Origin of the sequence: Pseudomonas caspiana (assembly GCF_002158995.1) — a bacterium.
Taxonomy (GTDB): domain Bacteria; phylum Pseudomonadota; class Gammaproteobacteria; order Pseudomonadales; family Pseudomonadaceae; genus Aquipseudomonas; species Aquipseudomonas caspiana.
On sequence record NZ_LOHF01000021.1, the window covers coordinates 92,038 to 109,189 of the forward strand.

14 protein-coding genes and 1 pseudogene are annotated in these 17,152 nt (G+C 57.4%); 8 read left to right on the forward strand and 7 right to left on the reverse strand.

The window, feature by feature from the left end; all coding sequences use genetic code 11:
• Positions 1-39: 39 nt before the first annotated feature.
• Positions 40-933 (forward strand): LysR family transcriptional regulator, encoded by an 894-nt coding sequence (locus AUC60_RS21170; protein WP_087272238.1) that lies wholly within the window; start codon positions 40-42, stop codon positions 931-933.
• 101 nt (positions 934-1,034) lie between these two features.
• Entirely contained in the window at positions 1,035-2,045 is a 1,011-nt protein-coding gene (locus AUC60_RS21175) for an aldo/keto reductase (RefSeq protein WP_087272241.1), read from the forward strand.
• Positions 2,046-2,268: 223 nt separating this feature from the next.
• On the opposite strand, the gene AUC60_RS21180 is transcribed toward AUC60_RS21175, so the two are convergent.
• Entirely contained in the window at positions 2,269-3,393 is a 1,125-nt protein-coding gene (locus tag AUC60_RS21180; RefSeq protein ID WP_087272244.1) for a DSD1 family PLP-dependent enzyme, read from the reverse strand.
• Between the two features lie 96 nt (positions 3,394-3,489).
• Here AUC60_RS21180 and AUC60_RS21185 point away from each other — a divergent pair.
• Positions 3,490-4,372, forward strand: a pseudogene (locus AUC60_RS21185) (LysR family transcriptional regulator).
• 225 nt (positions 4,373-4,597) lie between these two features.
• Here the strand turns inward: AUC60_RS21185 and AUC60_RS21190 are convergent.
• Positions 4,598-5,965: an MFS transporter gene (locus tag AUC60_RS21190; protein ID WP_087272247.1), complete on the reverse strand. Its 1,368-nt coding sequence runs from the start codon at positions 5,963-5,965 to the stop codon at positions 4,598-4,600.
• Between the two features lie 127 nt (positions 5,966-6,092).
• On the opposite strand from AUC60_RS21190, the gene AUC60_RS21195 reads away from it, so the two are divergent.
• A complete protein-coding gene (locus AUC60_RS21195) occupies positions 6,093-6,986 on the forward strand; it encodes a LysR family transcriptional regulator (protein WP_202973080.1) in 894 nt (297 codons plus the stop codon).
• A gap of 63 nt (positions 6,987-7,049) precedes the next feature.
• On the forward strand, positions 7,050-7,442 hold the full coding sequence (locus AUC60_RS21200) for a hypothetical protein (protein WP_087272254.1): 393 nt from the start codon (positions 7,050-7,052) through the stop codon (positions 7,440-7,442).
• A 122-nt stretch (positions 7,443-7,564) separates the two neighbouring features.
• Here the strand turns inward: AUC60_RS21200 and AUC60_RS21205 are convergent, their stop codons facing one another.
• Positions 7,565-9,139 carry a hypothetical protein gene (locus tag AUC60_RS21205; RefSeq protein ID WP_087272257.1) on the reverse strand — a complete coding sequence of 525 codons (1,575 nt, stop codon included), beginning with the start codon at positions 9,137-9,139 and terminating at the stop codon, positions 7,565-7,567.
• A gap of 243 nt (positions 9,140-9,382) precedes the next feature.
• The gene (locus AUC60_RS21210) at positions 9,383-10,489 is read right to left on the reverse strand and encodes a Gfo/Idh/MocA family protein (protein ID WP_087272259.1); all 1,107 of its coding nucleotides are present in this window, start codon (positions 10,487-10,489) and stop codon (positions 9,383-9,385) included.
• 409 nt (positions 10,490-10,898) lie between these two features.
• Between AUC60_RS21210 and AUC60_RS21215 the strand changes: the two genes are divergently transcribed.
• Both AUC60_RS21215 and AUC60_RS21220 read left to right on the forward strand, forming a co-directional pair.
• Positions 10,899-12,449: a TerC family protein gene (locus AUC60_RS21215; RefSeq protein ID WP_087272262.1), complete on the forward strand. Its 1,551-nt coding sequence runs from the start codon at positions 10,899-10,901 to the stop codon at positions 12,447-12,449.
• Between the two features lie 167 nt (positions 12,450-12,616).
• The gene (locus AUC60_RS21220) at positions 12,617-12,868 is read left to right on the forward strand and encodes a hypothetical protein (RefSeq protein ID WP_087272266.1); all 252 of its coding nucleotides are present in this window, start codon (positions 12,617-12,619) and stop codon (positions 12,866-12,868) included.
• 170 nt (positions 12,869-13,038) lie between these two features.
• Here the strand turns inward: AUC60_RS21220 and AUC60_RS21225 are convergent, their stop codons facing one another.
• The 3 genes from AUC60_RS21225 to AUC60_RS21235 all read right to left on the reverse strand — a co-directional run bounded on the left by AUC60_RS21225 (position 13,039) and on the right by AUC60_RS21235 (position 15,938).
• The gene (locus AUC60_RS21225; RefSeq protein ID WP_087272269.1) at positions 13,039-14,187 is read right to left on the reverse strand and encodes a MalY/PatB family protein; all 1,149 of its coding nucleotides are present in this window, start codon (positions 14,185-14,187) and stop codon (positions 13,039-13,041) included.
• Positions 14,188-14,286: 99 nt separating this feature from the next.
• Complete coding sequence (locus tag AUC60_RS21230) at positions 14,287-15,120, reverse strand: amino acid ABC transporter permease (RefSeq protein ID WP_087272272.1); 834 nt, start codon at positions 15,118-15,120, stop codon at positions 14,287-14,289.
• Complete coding sequence (locus AUC60_RS21235; protein ID WP_087272275.1) at positions 15,117-15,938, reverse strand: transporter substrate-binding domain-containing protein; 822 nt, start codon at positions 15,936-15,938, stop codon at positions 15,117-15,119. Before AUC60_RS21235 ends, AUC60_RS21230 begins: the two co-directional genes overlap by 4 nt.
• A gap of 199 nt (positions 15,939-16,137) precedes the next feature.
• On the opposite strand from AUC60_RS21235, the gene AUC60_RS21240 reads away from it, so the two are divergent.
• Positions 16,138-17,067: a homocysteine S-methyltransferase family protein gene (locus AUC60_RS21240; protein ID WP_087272278.1), complete on the forward strand. Its 930-nt coding sequence runs from the start codon at positions 16,138-16,140 to the stop codon at positions 17,065-17,067.
• The last annotated feature ends 85 nt before the right edge of the window (positions 17,068-17,152 follow it).

The following is a 17,152-nucleotide window of genomic DNA, read 5'->3' on the forward strand; positions in this document are numbered from 1 at the left end:
GCTGGTTTAATCCAGCCTTTGAATGACGAGGGCTCATGAATGGCGCGGGACAGCTACAACGATTTGCTGGCATTCATCGCCGTGGCCCGGGAACGAAGTTTCACCCGTGCGGCCGCCCAGCTCGGGGTTTCCCAATCCGCTTTGAGTCATACCATCCGCTCGCTGGAAAACCGTCTCGGAGTACGGTTGCTGACCCGTACGACTCGTAGCGTGGCACCTACCGAAGCTGGCGAGCGTTTGTTCGAGAGCCTGGCGCCGCGCTTTGAAGAGATCGATGCTGATCTGGCCGAAGTGGTCGGTATGCGAGACAAGCCGCGGGGCACCATCCGTATCACTGCCACCGATCACAGTGCCAATACCGTTCTGTGGCCGAGGCTGGCTAAGGTTTTGCCGGAATATCCCGAACTCAAAGTCGAGATCGTTACGGATTACGGCCTGACGGACATCGTCGCTCAGCGTTATGACATCGGCGTGAGGCTTGGTGATCAGGTTGCCAAGGACATGATCGCGGTACGCATCGCGCCGGACATGCGGATGTGCATCGTCGGCGCGCCGTCCTATCTGGGAACCCGCGGCATGCCGCTCAAGCCCGATGACCTGCATCAGCACAACTGCATCAATCTGCGTTTGCCGACTCATGGAGGGTGTTATGCCTGGGAACTGGCGAACGGCAACACCGAGCTGCAGATTCGAGTGGACGGGCAACTGACGTTCAACGGGGTGTATCAGATGCTTCAGGCCGCTCTGGATGGCGGTGGTCTGGCGTATATCCCGGAAGACCTGGCGCAACCGCACGTCGATGCGGGCCGTTTGAACTGGGTGCTGGAGGAATGGTTTCCGACTTTTCCGGGCCTGCATCTGTATTACGCCAGTCGTCGTCAATCTTCCCGGGCGTTGGCGATCGTGGTGGACGCCTTGCGATTGAACAAATGAATCTGTTTCATAACTGCATCTCGCTTTACGGCCTTACTCAATAATCCCCGGTTCTCTACGATGGGCTGAATTCGTATTTCAGCCACTCTCCAGAGGACTTTATGGACTACCGATATCTTGGCCGCAGCGCTCTGAAAGTGTCGCCCCTGTGTCTGGGCGCAATGATGTTTGGCGGTGAAACAGATGAGCCGACGTCCAGACGCATCATCGACAAGGCATTCGAGCAAGGCATCAACTTCCTGGATACGGCCGATGCCTATCACGCCGGGCGATCCGAAGAAGTGGTCGGTCGCGCTATTGCTCAGCAGCGTGACAGCTGGGTCTTAGCGACCAAGTTCGGTTACCCGACGCCCAGAACTCAAGGGCCCAACGAGCAGGGCCAGTCGCGCAAATGGATCATGCAGTCGGTTGAAGCCTGCCTGAAGCGGTTGGGTACCGATTACATCGATGTGCTGTATTTCCACCGCGCGCTGACCGATGCACCGATGGAAGAGGGCGTTCGGGCAATCGGTGACCTGATTCGTCAGGGCAAGATCCGCTACTACGGCGTTTCCAATTTTCACGGCTGGCGCATTGCGGAGATGGTCCGTATCGCTGATCAACTGGGCATCGAACGGCCGGTGGCGAGTGAGCCGCTGTACAACATCGTCGACCGTAGTGCGGAGGTTGAGCAATTACCTGCTGCCGAGCAATACGGCCTGGGTGTTGTGTCGTACAGCCCGTTGGCACGAGGTGTATTGAGCGGCAAGTACGGGGTTGATGCACAGGTTCCGGCAGATTCCCGCGCCGGGCGTGGTGACAAGCGTTTGCAGCAGACCGAATGGCGTCCCGAGTCGCTGAAAATTGCCCAGACGATTGCCAGACATGCGGCTGAGCGTGGTACGACTTCGATTGCTTTCGCTTTGGCCTGGGTCTTGAAGAACAAGCTGATCAGCGCCGCGATTGCCGGTCCCCGAACCGAGGCGCATTGGGACACGTATCTCGAGGCGCTGAGTCTGAAGCTGGGTCCGGACGATGAGAAACTGGTGGACAGCCTTGTGGTGCCGGGGCATACGTCGACCCATGGTTATACCGATCCGGGTTATCCGGTGCAGGGGCGGAGGGTGGGGTAGGGCTCGCTTGAAATGTAATCCCAATTGAGGCCTTGGCGCCTGCTTCATCGGAATCCCGCCCAAGCCCGGCTCCCACAGGAATCACTGATGACGTGGGACCGGCTTCAGCCGGGAATACGCCGGGACAGGCGTTGAATCTTTATCCGCAGAAATACCGCCTTCCCGGCTAAAGCCGGTCCCACGTCGTCAATCAGCTTGCGCAGAGTTCTGTGGGCGCTGGGCATTACCACCCATGCAACCGCCCCCAAACCTGCACTCGACCTTCGGCATCAACCGCCTGATATTCCGGAAACTGCGCGCCTGTCGCACAGGCATGGTTGGGCAGGATGCGCAGGCGGCTGCCGATGGGGTAGCGCCGGGTGATGTCAGCTTCGCTAGTACTGACAATTCCGTGCTCCTGATTGGCCCCTTCAAACACTGCGCCTTCCACCCATTCGCCGCTTTCGGTGCAGACCTGTCCATAACCGAAGTCGCGTTTCTGTTTCTGGGTACCCCGATCCCGACTCATCGCCATCCAGCCCGCATCGGTAATGATCCAGCCTTTTTCTTCCTGATGACCAATGACCGTAGTCAGCACGCTAAGGGCCAGTTCGTCTGGCTCGCAGATGCCGACGTTGAGCATCACCAGATCAAAAAATACGTAAACCCCTGCACGCACTTCCGTCACGCCTTCAAGGTCTGTGGCCGACAGTGCCGTGGGCGTCGAACCGATGCTGACTTCAGGGCAGGGCAGCCCTTGGGCGCGGATCGTCTCGGCAGCCACTACGCAGGCCCGACGTTCCTGTTCAGCCATTGCCTGCAACGCCTCGGGATTGTCCAGCTCGTAACTTGAACCGGCGTGGGTCATGACGCCGAGCAGTTGCATGCCGCCCTCATGAAGTGTTCGTGCAACGTGCAGCAACGTCGGGTCGTCGACTTTCAACCCGGAGCGATGGCCATCGCTGTCGATTTCGATCCAGACCTCGAAGCGATGTCCATGTTCTCTGCCAAAGCTGACGATGGCCTCGGCGCCGACCAGACTGTCAGTCACGATGCTCAAACGACAGCCTTTCACTCGCAGCTCAAATGCCTGCTGCAGTTTGCCCGGTGCCATGGCCACGCCGTAAAGAATGTCGTTGATGCCGTGGGCGAAACAATGACCGGCTTCTTTCAACGTAGAAACCGTAATGCCTTGTGCACCAGCTGCACGTTGAGCGTCGATGACAGCGAGGCATTTGCTGGTTTTCACATGGGGGCGCAAGCGAACGCCCAGCGTGTCCATCCGTTGTTGCATACGCTGGATGTTGCGGTGCATACGGGGGATGTCGATGATCGCGGCGGGCGTATCGAGGGTCTGAAATGTCTGCATGATCGTGACTCTTGTTGGCGGTGCGTGCCGCCAATCTACGTCGTTAACGTAAGTCTGTGCTTCAATGCAGCGGCATTTATCATTAAGTGAAATTGAATGATCGCCATCGAAGATCTGCGTCTGGCCGTGACACTGGCTCGTTCTGAATCCCTCAGTGCCGCGGCCAGAAGCCTGAATGTCTCGCCCCCGGCGCTCTCCATGCGTCTGCGCAAGCTGGAAGGGTTGCTGGGTATCAGCCTCGCAAACCGGACTGCCCGACGGTTGAGCCTGACCGCCGAGGGTGAGCGCTTCGCCCGGCAAAGCGCGTTGTTGCTGGAGCAACTGGAAGCACTGCCGGAGGACTTCAAACAGTCCGATGATCGATTGAATGGCACGCTGAGACTGGCAGCGCCGTTCGGTTATGGCCGGTTGCGCATCGCGCCGTTACTGGCCCGCTTTGCCAGGATGCATCCACAGGTGCGGGTGCATCTGGATTTGCGTGAAACGCCTTGGCCTGACCGTCACGACTGCGACGCGGTGATCCATATCGGTAGCGTCAGTGACAGCTCGTGGGTGGCGCGCACGTTGGCCCACAACGAGCGTTGGCTGTGTGCCAGCCCGGCGTATCTTGAGCAACACGGAATGCCTGAATCGCCCGAGGATCTGTTGCATCACCGGTGTATTTGCATTCGCGAAAACGAAGAGGACGTGACCCTCTGGCAGCTACGCATGCATTCGGTACGGCGTACTCTGCGCATCGAACCGGCAATGCTCAGCAATGACGGCAGCGTCGCACGGCGTTGGGCGGAGCAGGACCTGGGGCTGGTGTTGCGTTCCCAATGGGACATCAAGGATGCATTGGCGAGCGGGGCGTTGATCAGAGTTTTGCCTGATTGGGAATTCGACAGCGCGCCCATCAGCCTGCTGGTGCGCTCGGAAAAACCGTACAGCGCGTTTGCAGGCGTTGGTGGCGTTTCTTGAAGAGGCGCTGGGAGATTAATCTGGAATGTGATCCTTATGGGAGCAGAGCTCGGTCTGCGCGGCATTTCGACGATAAGGCACCGCACAGGAATCACTGATGGACGTGGGACCGGCTTCAGCCGGGAAGAGGCCGGTACAGACGCCGAATCTCTATCTGCCGAAATACCGCCTTCCCGACTAAAGCCGGTCCCACGTCGTCAATCCGCTTGCAGGCGAACATAGAGTCTCCCACAAGGTCCAGCGCTCACTTTGGAGCGTGTCCATCTTCCTCAATCACCACCCGCTCAAATCGTCCGGCCAGCAAGCCATAGGACAGAATGCCCAGCACGCCATGGGCCGCGACGAACCACAGGGCGATGTTGAACGAGCCGGTCACTGCGACGATGTAGCCAATCACCAGCGGGGTGATGATCCCGGCAATATTGCCGATGCCGTTGAATACGCCGCCGCTGAGGCCAACCATGTTCTTCGGTGCGGTGTCAGACAGCACTGCCCAGCCGACCGCCGCCAGACCTTTACCGAAGAAGGCGATGGCCATGACCGTGATCACCATCCAGTTGGCGTCCAGAAAGTTGGCCGAGACCAATATCGTCGACATTGCCATGCCGATGATGAAAGGGGTTTTGCGGGCAATGGAGGGGTGCACTCCACGGCGAATCAGCAGGTCTGAGAGCATGCCGCCCAATACACCGCCGGAGAAACCGCAGATGGCAGGCAGCGCCGCAACCCAGCCGGCTTCCATGATGGTCATGCCGCGTCCCTTGATCAGGTAGATCGGGAACCAGGTAATGAAGAAGTAGGTGAGGGCGGTGATGCAATACTGACCCAGGTAGATCGACCACAAGGTACGGCTGGTGAACAGCTGCTTGATTTCGCTGAGCCTGGCCTTGGGTTTTTTCGTCGTGCGGGTCAGCTCCAGGTCCACCAGTGCGCCGCCTTCGCGCATATATTCCAGCTCACGAGGACTGAGGTTCTTATCACTGTGGGGTTCGCGGTAGAAAGCAAACCAGATCACGCTGAGCGCAAGACCCAGGCCACCCATCCACAGGAATACATGTTCCCAGCCCCAGGCATGGGTCAGCCAGGCCATTAGCGGAGTGAACAGCACCACCGCCATGTACTGCGCGGAGTTGAACAACGCCGAGGCCGTGCCGCGCTCGCTGGTGGGAAACCAGCAGGAAACGATGCGGTTGTTGGCCGGGAACGCAGGTGATTCAACAAGCCCGAGCATGAACCGCATGGCAAACAGACTGATGGCTGCCGAAGCGCCCATCAGACCGAACCAGCCGACGGTACCTTGCAACATGGTGAAGATCGACCACAGCACCAGGCTGCAACCATAGACTCGTCGCGCACCGAAGCGGTCCAGCAACCAGCCACCCGGTACCTGACCCAGCGCGTAAGCCCAGGCAAACGCGGAGAAGATCACGCCGAGCATCATTGGATCCAGGCCAAGGTCCTTGACCACCCCGGTGCCCGCGATCGACATGGTGGCGCGGTCGGCGTAGTTGATCACGGTAACGATGAAGATCAGGGCAAGAATCAGGAAGCGATGACGGCCAACCCGGGCTTGCGCCTCGACCTGGTCCAGTGGAATGGATTTTGAAAGCATGGGGCGTCTCCTGTAGGGACGTTTTATTTTTGTTAGAAGATATGACGAAATCTTTCCCCGATAGTAGGAGCGTTGGTGGATATACGTCTAACATAGATGCTGGATAGGTTGATGCGGATTTTGAATCGTGGAACTACATCAGTTGCGATGTTTTGTCGCCGCCGCCGAAGAACTTCACTTCGGCAGAGCTGCAACGCGGCTGCATATGACACAGCCGCCGTTGAGCCGCCAGATCCAGTTGCTGGAACGCTCATTGGGCATCGTGCTGCTTGAACGCAACAACCGCGGCGTACGACTCACGGCAGCGGGTCGCGGCTTCCTGCGGGATGCGCGGCACATTCTTTCGTTCTCCGAGCAGGCCGGTAATTCGGCGCGGCGTCTGGCTTCGGGGGAAGTGGGCAGGCTGACGCTTGGATTTACCGGAGTGAGTGCCTACAGCCTGGTGCCACAGTTACTGGCCAAAGCGGCGATTGAAATGCCTGAGGTGGAGTTTGTGCTCAAGGAGATGGTCTCCGATGCGCAACTGGATGCGTTGTCGGCAAACCTGATCGATATCGGCCTGGTGCGTCAGGTCAGGGATCGAGAAGTGTTCGATGCGCAGCTGGTTTACCGCGAGCCGCTGTTAGTGGTGTTGCCCTCGGGACATCCGCTGACCGCGCAGCCGTCGATTGCCCTGGCTGATCTGCATCATCAGCCTTTTGTGATGTATGCGCCGGATGAAGGCCGTTACTTCTACGACTGCATTGTCGGCCTGTTCGCCATGAGCGGTGTCACGCCGCACTACACCTATCATCTTGGCCAGACCCATACCATTGTCAGCATGGTTCAGGCGGGGTTGGGGTTGTCGATTGTTCCGGCCTCGGCTCAGCAACTGCACAGCGGTGCGGTGGCATTTCGTCCTTTGCGTGATGCAAGTCTGAATGCTGATCTGCACATGATTTCCCGCAGCGATAACGAAAATCCGGTGCTCCCCGCGTTCCGAGCCTTGCTCAGCAAGGAGTTTGAAAATAGTCGATCCTGAAAAACTCGTCGATTGGTCCAGACGTGATGGCAAATTCAGGACAAGCCTCGGTATGCTGCGCCCATGACTGCCTCATTCCCTATCCGTCAGCCGTGTCCACCCGGCGCCTGCAACTGCGGGCGTGAACTGTTGCAGGCGCATGAGCAGCGGATTCTGGCGTTGACCCGTCAGGAAGAGAAACGCTTGCTGGAGCGTCTGGAGAATTTGCAGAGTCTGGCCGACCTCGAGCATATGCAGCGCAAGTTGTACGAGCAGTTGGGGATTCGGCTAGAGGTCATGCCGGGTTTTAATGAGGTACGCAGCATGCGTGGTATCGCGATCAACATCGACGAGTTGCCGGGGCTGTGCCGCAAAACCCGGCAATCGATCCCGGCGGCGATAAGGCGGGGCCTGGAAAAGAACCCGGAAATCGCCTACCGGTTGCTGGACGCCCACGATCTGTTTCGCGACGCTTGAATGGTCTGCTAAAAGTTGATGCTGCAAATCTCTTGTGGAACTGGCGTCAGGCGGTAGAGCGCCTTACAGCCGCCACGCTTGTGTCGGCTGCCAGGCGGCTTTTCCGCTGAATCAGCCCTGCGTCAGCGGCTAACCGAAGACGTATCGGATTGCAGCAGTACCTTGGAGTGAATGGCCAGCAGATCTTCTTCAAGCGTCGACTTGCCTGTCATAGCCCGCGAGCTTCGGTCGTTGCGCAGGGCATCGTCAATAATACCCAGCAAGTTGCGAGACGTGGAGATCTCTTTCGGGGTGTTAATGGTATCGACCAGTTTACCCATCTCGTACCTGAGCACATTTGTAGACTGTTTGACGTTCTGAGTTGAACGGGCCTCTACCAGTACACCTTTGTCATAGCTAATGCGCGTTGTGCTGTCGGCCTGGTCCTTGATCTGATAGAAGCTGTAGTTTTGCGACTCGGCGTTCGAATCCAGGGCCAATGCCGTGCCTGGATAAATGCTTTTGTGATACGACGCGTCGAGGCTGGATGTCTGTTTCTGCTCGATTGATCGCTTATCGTTGCTTGCACCTTTGATTTCGGTAGTTTGCGACGCGTTATAAGAGAACTTGTCGGCTTCGGCGGGCCGCATCGGGTTGATGTACTGGGCGGTTTGCGTCAGCGATGCGTTGAAGTCTGCAAGACCGGTCAACATTGAGCGATCAACATTATTCAGGCTGGAACTGGCGGTGCCGCTCAGGCTCTTGGTACCGCTCTGCAGCGATGAAAACGCATCCTTGAACAACGCCATCAGATCTTTATCGCCTTCGCCCCGGCTTTGCGCCGCGTCAAATTGCTCAAGGTAGCTTTGGACGGCCTTGGCTTGCTGTTGTGCATTACCCAGTATCGCCGCGTTGTTATTGACGCTCAGTTGAACGTTACCCGCTGGGCCGCTCATGTCTACTGACTTGGTCTTCTCATCAGCTTTGAAGCTCAGGGTCTGAACTTGATCCTGGCCAACTTTCAGGCTTGCACTGAGGTCAATCGATGAGAACAGACCAGGGTCAAGTTCGGCGAGGCTGCCGAGGTTCAGGCGCGGCGTTTTGGCGGTAAGTCCATCAATCGCGCCCTGAAACGAATCGGCCAACGAGGCGAGGGCCTCGCGCTCACCGTCGGTGAGCTTGCCGCCTGTGACGTCGGCTTTGACCGCCAGACCATCATCGTCGCTGCTCAAGTTCAGGGTGATAGTTGCGCCACTGGTGGTTTTCAGGGTCAGGGTAATGGTGTTCTGCGCATTACCGTGCAGTTGCGTCTGAGCTGACTTCAGCGCCGAAGCATCTTTCACGTCGCCAGCGGCTGACCTGATGATGGACTGGGAAAAAGTAGTGGAGTCGCCTTTTGCAAGTTGCTCCAGCAGCGCCGCGCCCAAGCCCTGAAAGCGTGCCGCATTGGATCTCGTCGACAGGTTGTGTGTCATCGCAACGGTCAGCGGGTCGCTAACATTTTGCTCCAGAGTCAGCACCGGTTCTGCGTTGTACAGACCACCCCGATTGGAGTACGTGGTCGCATCGGTGATTTTTACATCCTGGCCAAGCATAACCACGGAGGCGGGTGAACTGGCGAGTGTCAGAGGCGCACTGTTGGCGCCCACCGGTACGGTGGTCGTGGCTGGAGTAGTGATGAGCGGCGTGCTGGCAGTGACTAACGAGACAGAGGTCATAGCGCTTCCATGCTGGCTTGATTGGATTTGTATCTACTTTGTAGCGGCCAATTGCAGGGAAACTTTAGAGCCGGACCCGGATGAGGAATGCGCCATGGTTGCCGACGTGGGACCGGCTTTAGCCGGGAAGGCTGCCGTTCAGACAATGTAGATGTGCTGAACGTACTGGCCTCTTCCCGGCTGAAGCCGGTCCCACATCAGTTGCCGAAATCAAATCCTGTTCCGAAGGGACTCCAAGTACTCTTACTCATTAGGCTCATCGGTATTGATGTATTCCGGCACTTTGGCCAGCGGTAACCGACGGGCCTGTTCAATGCTGATTCCTGGCCGATCTGGCAGTGGCTCAAGTTTTTGCACTTGGCCGGTTTCCAGGCTGCGTTCGATCGCCGCCAGTACCCGAACATCGCGCCAGCCTTCGTCGCCATCGGGTTCTGGCTCACGGTCTTGCAGGATGCAGTCTGAGAAGTACTGGGTCTGGCCGCCGAACTGGTCCACCACAGGATGTTCATGTTCTGTGGTTTCGTCACCGATGATTGCCCGGTAACTGATCGCGACGCCTTCACCAAAACCGAAGCATGGCGATGCTTCAAACTCGCCCTTGGTGCCTATCAATTGATAGCGCTGGGTGCCCGGCAGGCTGTAGCTGACGGTGAACTGCGCCAGTCGTTCTTCCGGAAAGCGCAGGGTCACGCTGACGGTATCCGGCGTATTGATTTCGCGCCCCGGCGTATGAATAGCCACCGCATGAACTTCCAGCGGCTCGGCATCGAACAGGTTGCGGACCGCATTGATTGGATACGGCCCCATGTCCGCCGCAGGTCCTGCCCAATAGCCGTTTTGCATGCGGTGATTTTTCGGATCTGTAGTTTGCGCAAAGGTCGCTGTAAACAACCGTGGATCGCCGATTTCGCCTGCGCGGACGCGGCCGATCATCTCCACAGTGCCCGGCTCGAAATGCAGCCGGTACGCAATCATCAGTTTGGCGCCCGAGCGTTTGGCGGCCTCGGTGATTGCAATGCAATCTTCTTCGCTGGTTGCCATGGGTTTTTCCAGCAACACATGAATGCCAGCTTCCAGTGCAGGTACGGCAAACTCCCGATGGCGGAAATTAGGGGTCGCCAGATAGATAGCGTCGATTTCGCCTGACTTCAGCAGCGTGTCGAATTCGTCGTAGTGATAACTTTTCAGGTCGTACAACTCGGCCAGCTTGTCAGCTTTGATCGGGTCGCCAGTCACCAGTGCAGTCATCACCGAATTATCAGTCTGATCGACGCCCGGCATGAACGCCCCTTGAGAAATCCAGCCTCCGGCAACCACTGCGTAACGGATTTTGCCCTGTGCATCTGGCATGAGATAAGCCTCCAGAATCGCCCGGCGGTATGCCCGGCACCTATAGAAGGGGCACGCGGTGGCTCTGGAAGTTCAAAGCAATTTCAGATGTGAAGACGGGCGAGGGCAGAACGATGTCAATCTTTGTAATACTTTTCGTGAGTGGGAAAGTGACTTTCTCGTTGTAGGATCACAGCCCGTAATAAATCTCAGGATTGTATGAACACCGTTCAGGAACCTCCCGGTTGCTTTGCTTATAACTGCTTCGCTTTCAACTTCAGTGCCGATCCCGCTCCCCCTCGCGGATCTGCTCGTCTGAATACCCCCTTCGATAATCCGTCTCGTGTGTCCTTTGCGGCCGACGTATATTTACGTCCGGCAGGCTCACTAACGTCCGTCAAATCCCGTCTGCGAGAGATTCAATAGTTCTATGGAATGGATAGCTGATCCCACGGCCTGGCTTGGCCTGCTCACTCTGATCGTTCTGGAACTGGTGCTGGGCATCGATAACCTGGTGTTCATCGCGATCCTCGCCGACAAACTGCCCCCTGAGCAGCGTGACAAGGCGCGGGTCATTGGTCTGTCGCTGGCGTTGATCATGCGCCTGGGTCTGCTGGCCAGTATTTCCTGGATGGTGACCCTGACCGCGCCGCTGTTCGAGCTGTTCGATCACAGCTTCTCGGGACGCGACTTGATCATGCTGTTCGGTGGTGTGTTCCTGTTGTTCAAGGCAACCATGGAATTGCATGAGCGACTCGAAGGTCACGTTGCCGAACGCACCAGCAACAGCACGTACGCCCGATTCTGGCCCATCGTTGCGCAGATCGTGGTGCTGGACGCCGTATTCTCCCTGGACGCGGTGATTACAGCCGTGGGCATGGTTGAGCACTTGTCTGTGATGATGATTGCCGTGATTTTCTCCATCGGTCTGATGATCATCGCCAGCAAACCGCTGACAAAGTTCGTCAATTCACACCCGACTGTGATCATGCTGTGTCTGGGCTTCCTGATGATGATCGGTTTCAGCCTGACTGCCGAAGGCCTGGGCTTCCATATCCCTAAAGGCTATCTGTATGCGGCGATTGGCTTCTCGATCCTGATTGAGCTGTTCAACCAGATCGCCCGCAAGCGTCGCAAGAAATCGTTGCATGGTGCGCGGCCTATGCGTGAGCGCACAGCACACGCCGTGCTGCGCCTGTTGGGTGGGCGCAAGCTGGATGCCGATGAAGTAGGCGAAGAAATTGCCGATTTACTCGAGGGTGAGCAGACCGAGGCGGTGTTCCACCGTCGTGAGCGAGTGATGATCAGCGGTGTGCTGCAACTGGCTGAGCGTCCGATTCGTTCGGCCATGACACCGCGGGCCGAGGTGGACCTGATTGACCTGGCGGATGACCCGGAAACGGTGCGAACCAAGCTGATGCATTCTTCCTATTCACGTTTGCCGTTGATTCGTGAAGGTCGTGTGGATGAGCCATTAGGTTTCGTGCACAAGAAGGAGTTGCTCAAGGATCTGCTGGCTGGCAATGAGCCGAACCTGGAGTTCATGGCCCGTAAAGCGATCAATTTGCTGGAAAGCTTCACGATCCTTAATGCTCTGGAGCAGATGCGCAAAGAGTCGACACACATCGCGTTCGTGATCAACGAATTCGGCGACTTCATCGGTCTGTTGACCATGACCGATATCCTGGAATCCATTGCGGGTGAATTACCCGATGCCAGTGAAGTTGAAGGTCCGGACGTCGTGGCTGAGGAGGACGGTTTTATCGTCTCTGGTGGCCTCAACCTGAGCCAGGTACGTGAACGGGTCGGTTTTCAGGCCCATGCGACCGAGGACTACCAGACACTTGCCGGCCTGGTGATGAGCCTGCTGGATCGCTTGCCGAGGATTGGCGACAAGCTGGACTGGGAAGGTTGGGATATGACCGTTGTGGGCGTCGAAGAGCGACGTGTCACCCGTGTTCTGTTGCGCAAGCCGCAGTGACCATCACGTGATGAAAGCCCTGCTGTTGCTGGGCAAGCGCGAGCCAGACACCTCGCGCTCCAGCATCATCGGGGCTGATAATCAGTATCTGTAAGGGTGGTTTTTCATAAGGCGCTGGTGAATTTAGATTGGCCCCATCACTTCGAAACAACTATTGGAGCCACATCATGAAACGCACTATCGCTTTGAGCTTTGCCCTTTCGGTCCTGACTGCTACCGGCGCTTTCGCCAGTACTTCGCCCATCCAGACCGTCGCTGCGTCCACTCAGGTTGCAGATCGCTCCAGCGTCGCTACCCCGGAAGTTCGTGTTGCCGGTGCCGGTAACAAAACCTTCGACCGCGCTGAAGTGAATCTGGACAAGAAAGTAGTGGTTGCAGAAAACCGCAAAGAATTCGGCTCGCAGTATCAGCGCTATTGATTGCGAAGTCTGAACAGGAACAGCCCGGCTAGCCGGGCTTTTTTGTGTTCATCGAAAACACAAACCTGTAGGCGCTCACGAGCAGTGCGAGGCAGCGATAGCGGTGTGTCAGGAAAGACGCGATCGCTGCCTCGCACTGCTCGTGAGCTCCTACAGGGTAATGTGCTTATTCAGCGATCCCGCAGACTGCGCTCCATTCGCGCCAACCCTTCCTCCAGAAGTACCCTTGGGCAACCGAAGTTCAGCCGTACGAACTGTTGGCAATCATCACCAAACTCCGCTCCGGCGCTGAGGCCGACTTTGGCGTGTTCGAGGAAAAATTTCTGTGGATCGTCCAGGCCCAGGGCGGAGCAATCAAGCCACGCGAGATAGGTGCTTTGCGGCAGGTGCATGATGACTCCCGGCAGGCGGGTTTTCACGGCCTGGGCCAGATAATCACGGTTGGCCTGCAGATACGCATTGACGTTTTTCAGCCATTCTCCGCATTCGCTGTAAGCCGCGCGCGTGGCCTCAAGACCGAGCACATTGACGCTGTCGACCAGACCCAACCGACCGGCATTGAAGCGCTTGCGCAGAGATGGGTCCTGAATCACTGCGAAAGCGGTTTTCAGTCCGGCGATGTTATAGGCCTTGCTCGCCGACATCAGGGTGACAGTGCGCTGTGCAATCTGCGGGCTGAGAGAGGCGATGGGCACATGCCGACGGCCGTCGAAGAGGATATCGGCGTGAATATCATCAGAAATGATCAGCACGTCATGCTGCACGCAGGCTTCGCCAATCAGATGCAGCTCTTCGCCACTGAATACTTTGCCCAGCGGGTTATGCGGGTTACTCAGCAACAGGGCGCCGGCGCTGGCCAGTTTGCTGTTTAGCGCAGCAATGTCTGTGTGGTACTCGCCATTGGCGTCGGCCTTGAATGGCAATTCGATACGCGGCTGCTGCCAGTGATTCGGCGCTTGAGACAGTGGCGAGTAATTCGGCGTTTGCAAGACGACGCCGGAGTCGGCCGGAACCAGTGCGTTGAGCGCCATGTTAAAGCCCGGCTCGACGCCGGGCAGGAATACCAGTTCTTCAGGTTGAACACGCCAGGCATAACGCTGCCAGAGATACTCGACCACTGCCTGGCGCAGGTTGTCCTGCGCAACGCCGTAACCGAGCAGCGGATGTTCCAGTCGTTTCTGCAACGCCTGAATAATCGGTTCGGCCACCGGGAAATCCATGTCCGCTACCCACATTGGCAGCACGTCGGCGGGATACAGGCTCCACTTTTTGCTGTCGGTGCCGTGGCGTTCGAATACGGTGTCCAGGTTGATCGTCATTTCAGTCTCTACTGGCGGGGGAGCAAGGGCGACAGGTTAGCTGCGCCCATCGCATCGGTCCACCCGCACCTGAGCTGACTGAACGGGACCGTGATCAGGTCAGCGCCGGTTTTTATAAGCCTTGCCGTAATGCCGCTCCAGACGGGCCTGAATCAACTCCAGCCCAATGGACAGCAGCCAATAGATCAGCGCCGCAGTGGTCAGCATTTCGATATAGCGGTAGGACGACCGGCCGTAAGACTGCGCGAGGAACATGACCTCCCAGACACCCATCACCGAGATCAGGGACGAATCCTTGAGCATGGAAATGAATTGGCTGGTGGTCGGCGGAATGATCGTGCGCATCGCTTGCGGCAAAGTGATCTGCCAGAACACCACGGTAGGACGCATGCCCAGCGCAGCAGCGGCTTCGCGTTGCCCGGGCGAAACACCGATGATACCCGCCCGAAAGATCTCGCTCAGGTAAGCGCCGTAGTTCAAAGACAGGGCGATGATGCCTGCGCTGATCGCGCCCGGCACCACGCCCAGTTGCGGCAGGCCGAGGTAGATCAACAGAATCTGAATCAGCAGGGGCGTGCCACGGAAGAACGATGCATAGAAACTGGCGATGCCAAACGCGACCGCACTGTTGGACAAGCGCGCCAGCGCCGTCGCAAAGCCCAGAATCAACGACAGCCATATCGAGCAGAAGCACAGGAAAAGCGTCAGTGCAGCGCCTTGCAGAAAGCCGTTGGGCGCCAGATGCAGCCCGACCAGATATTCCCATTTCGCCGCGATAATCGAGAACTTCAGGTCGAAGCTCATGAAAAACGCGATGCACAGACCGAGCATCACCATCCAGGTCAGGTACAGGCGCGTTTTAAAGCCGAAAACTCGCAGCAGGCGCGACGATCCGGCGTTCAGGTCAGGCGGGGCAGGTTGATGCTGGCTCATTGGGTGATATCAGAGCCGATCCATTTCTGGGAGATCTTGCCCAGCGTGCCGTCGGCCTTGAGCTCGCCGATGACTTTGACCAGCTTGGCATCCCATTCCGCATCGCCTTTTTCGGTTGCGACCACATTGGGTTCCGCGTAGAGCGTCTCGCCAGCGATCTTGAAGCGCGGGTCCTGATTGATTCGCTCGCGCGCAGTGATCAGGTTAGTGATCATGGCGTCGAGACGAACACCTGCGCCCAGTGCCAGGTCCTGGAAGGCCACGGTTTCGTTGTCGTACGGTGCAGCCTGAACGGCGTCGAATGGATAGCTGATCGGCTTGTCTTCCGCGCCCTCAATCACCAGGTCCTTGTTCAGGTAAGCCTCGTAGGTCGAAGCGCTGATGACGCCAACTTTCTTGCCCGAAAGGTCTTTGGCTGACTTGATCGCATCATTCTTGGCGTTGACCACGATGACCGCTGGCGACTGATAGTACTCAACCGGGAAGTTGAATACCTGAGCGCGGGCCTGACTCGGGGTCATGGAACAGATGCACACATCGTAGCGGTTGCCCCAGTGGCCCGCGGCAATGACGTCCCAGGACGGAGTGGCCAGTTGCAGTTTCACGCCCAGCTTGTCGGCGACTGCTTTTGCTACGTCGACATCAAAGCCATCTAGCTGATTTTGCTCATTGAGGAACGAGAACGGTGGATAGTTCTCCATCATTACGCCGACCATTTCGCCTTTTTTGTTGATTTTATCCAGCGTCGCACCGGCCATGGCGGTAGAGCAGACGGACAGCAGGGCAAGGCTCAAAGGCAAAACAGCACGTAGATTCATCACATCACCGAATAGATCGAACACAAATAATTGGTATATATTTAAACGCGATATTAAAAATGTCCTTAATTATTAATTGATCTATGTTCCTGCGCTTTGGTTATAAGTCGAAGTTTTTGGGTTTTATCAATCGCAGCTGTTCATCAATTCATCTAGTCGCTGCTTCCCGCAGCGGGCGTCCAGTTTTCAGGAGTTCCCCATGTCCGCAACCGAATCCACAATCGAAAAGTCTGTTCCTCTACGCCTGCTGGACGGTGGAATGGGCCGGGAACTCATGCGTATTGGTGCTCCGTTTCGTCAGCCTGAATGGTCGGCTCTGGCGCTGATCGAAGCCCCGGAATTTGTCCTCAAAGCGCACCAGGCCTTTATCAACGCCGGAGCGCGGATCATCACCACCAACAGTTATGCGCTGGTGCCGTTTCACCTGGGTGAAGAGCGTTTCGCTGCGTCCGCTGCGGCGTTATCCGAACTGGCAGGTCAGCTTGCACGGCAGGCCGCAGCAGAGGCTTCTCAGCCAGTTCTGGTGGCCGGTTCGTTGCCGCCTGCGTTGGGCTCCTATCGTCCGGATCTGTTCGATCACGATCAGTCTGTCGCTATTCATCGCATCTTGATTCAAGGGCTGAAGGCCAGCGTCGATGTGTGGCTGGCTGAAACTCAAAGCTCGATCGCCGAAGTGCGCGCCGTACGTGAAGCGTTGGGTGAGGATGAGAAGCCATTGTGGCTATCATTTACCCTCGAAGACGGTGAAGACCACGGTCCTCGTTTGCGCTCCGGTGAAACGGTCGCCGAAGCGACAGCCGTTGCCATTGAACTCGGTGCGCGTGCCGTGCTGTTCAACTGCAGCCAGCCGGAAGTCATGGCTGCCGCACTGGTGGCGGCGCGTGAAGTGATTGAGGCGGCATCGGCGCAGATCGAGTTGGGCGTGTACGCCAACGCATTCCCGGTGATGGAAGTGGAAGAGGAAGGCGCCAACGACACCCTGCACGAAATCCGCGCAGACCTTGGGCCAGACGCTTATGCAAAGTGGGCAAATACCTGGGTAGAGCAGGGCGCTTCGGTAATCGGAGGCTGCTGTGGCATCGGGCCGGAGCACATCGCGGCGTTGCACAGCCATTTCAAGCTGGTGTAGACCCAGGTAATCACACAAGTGATCTGTAGGAGCGCACGAGCACCGCGAGGCCGCGATAGCGGTGTGGCAGGCAGAACGCTATCGC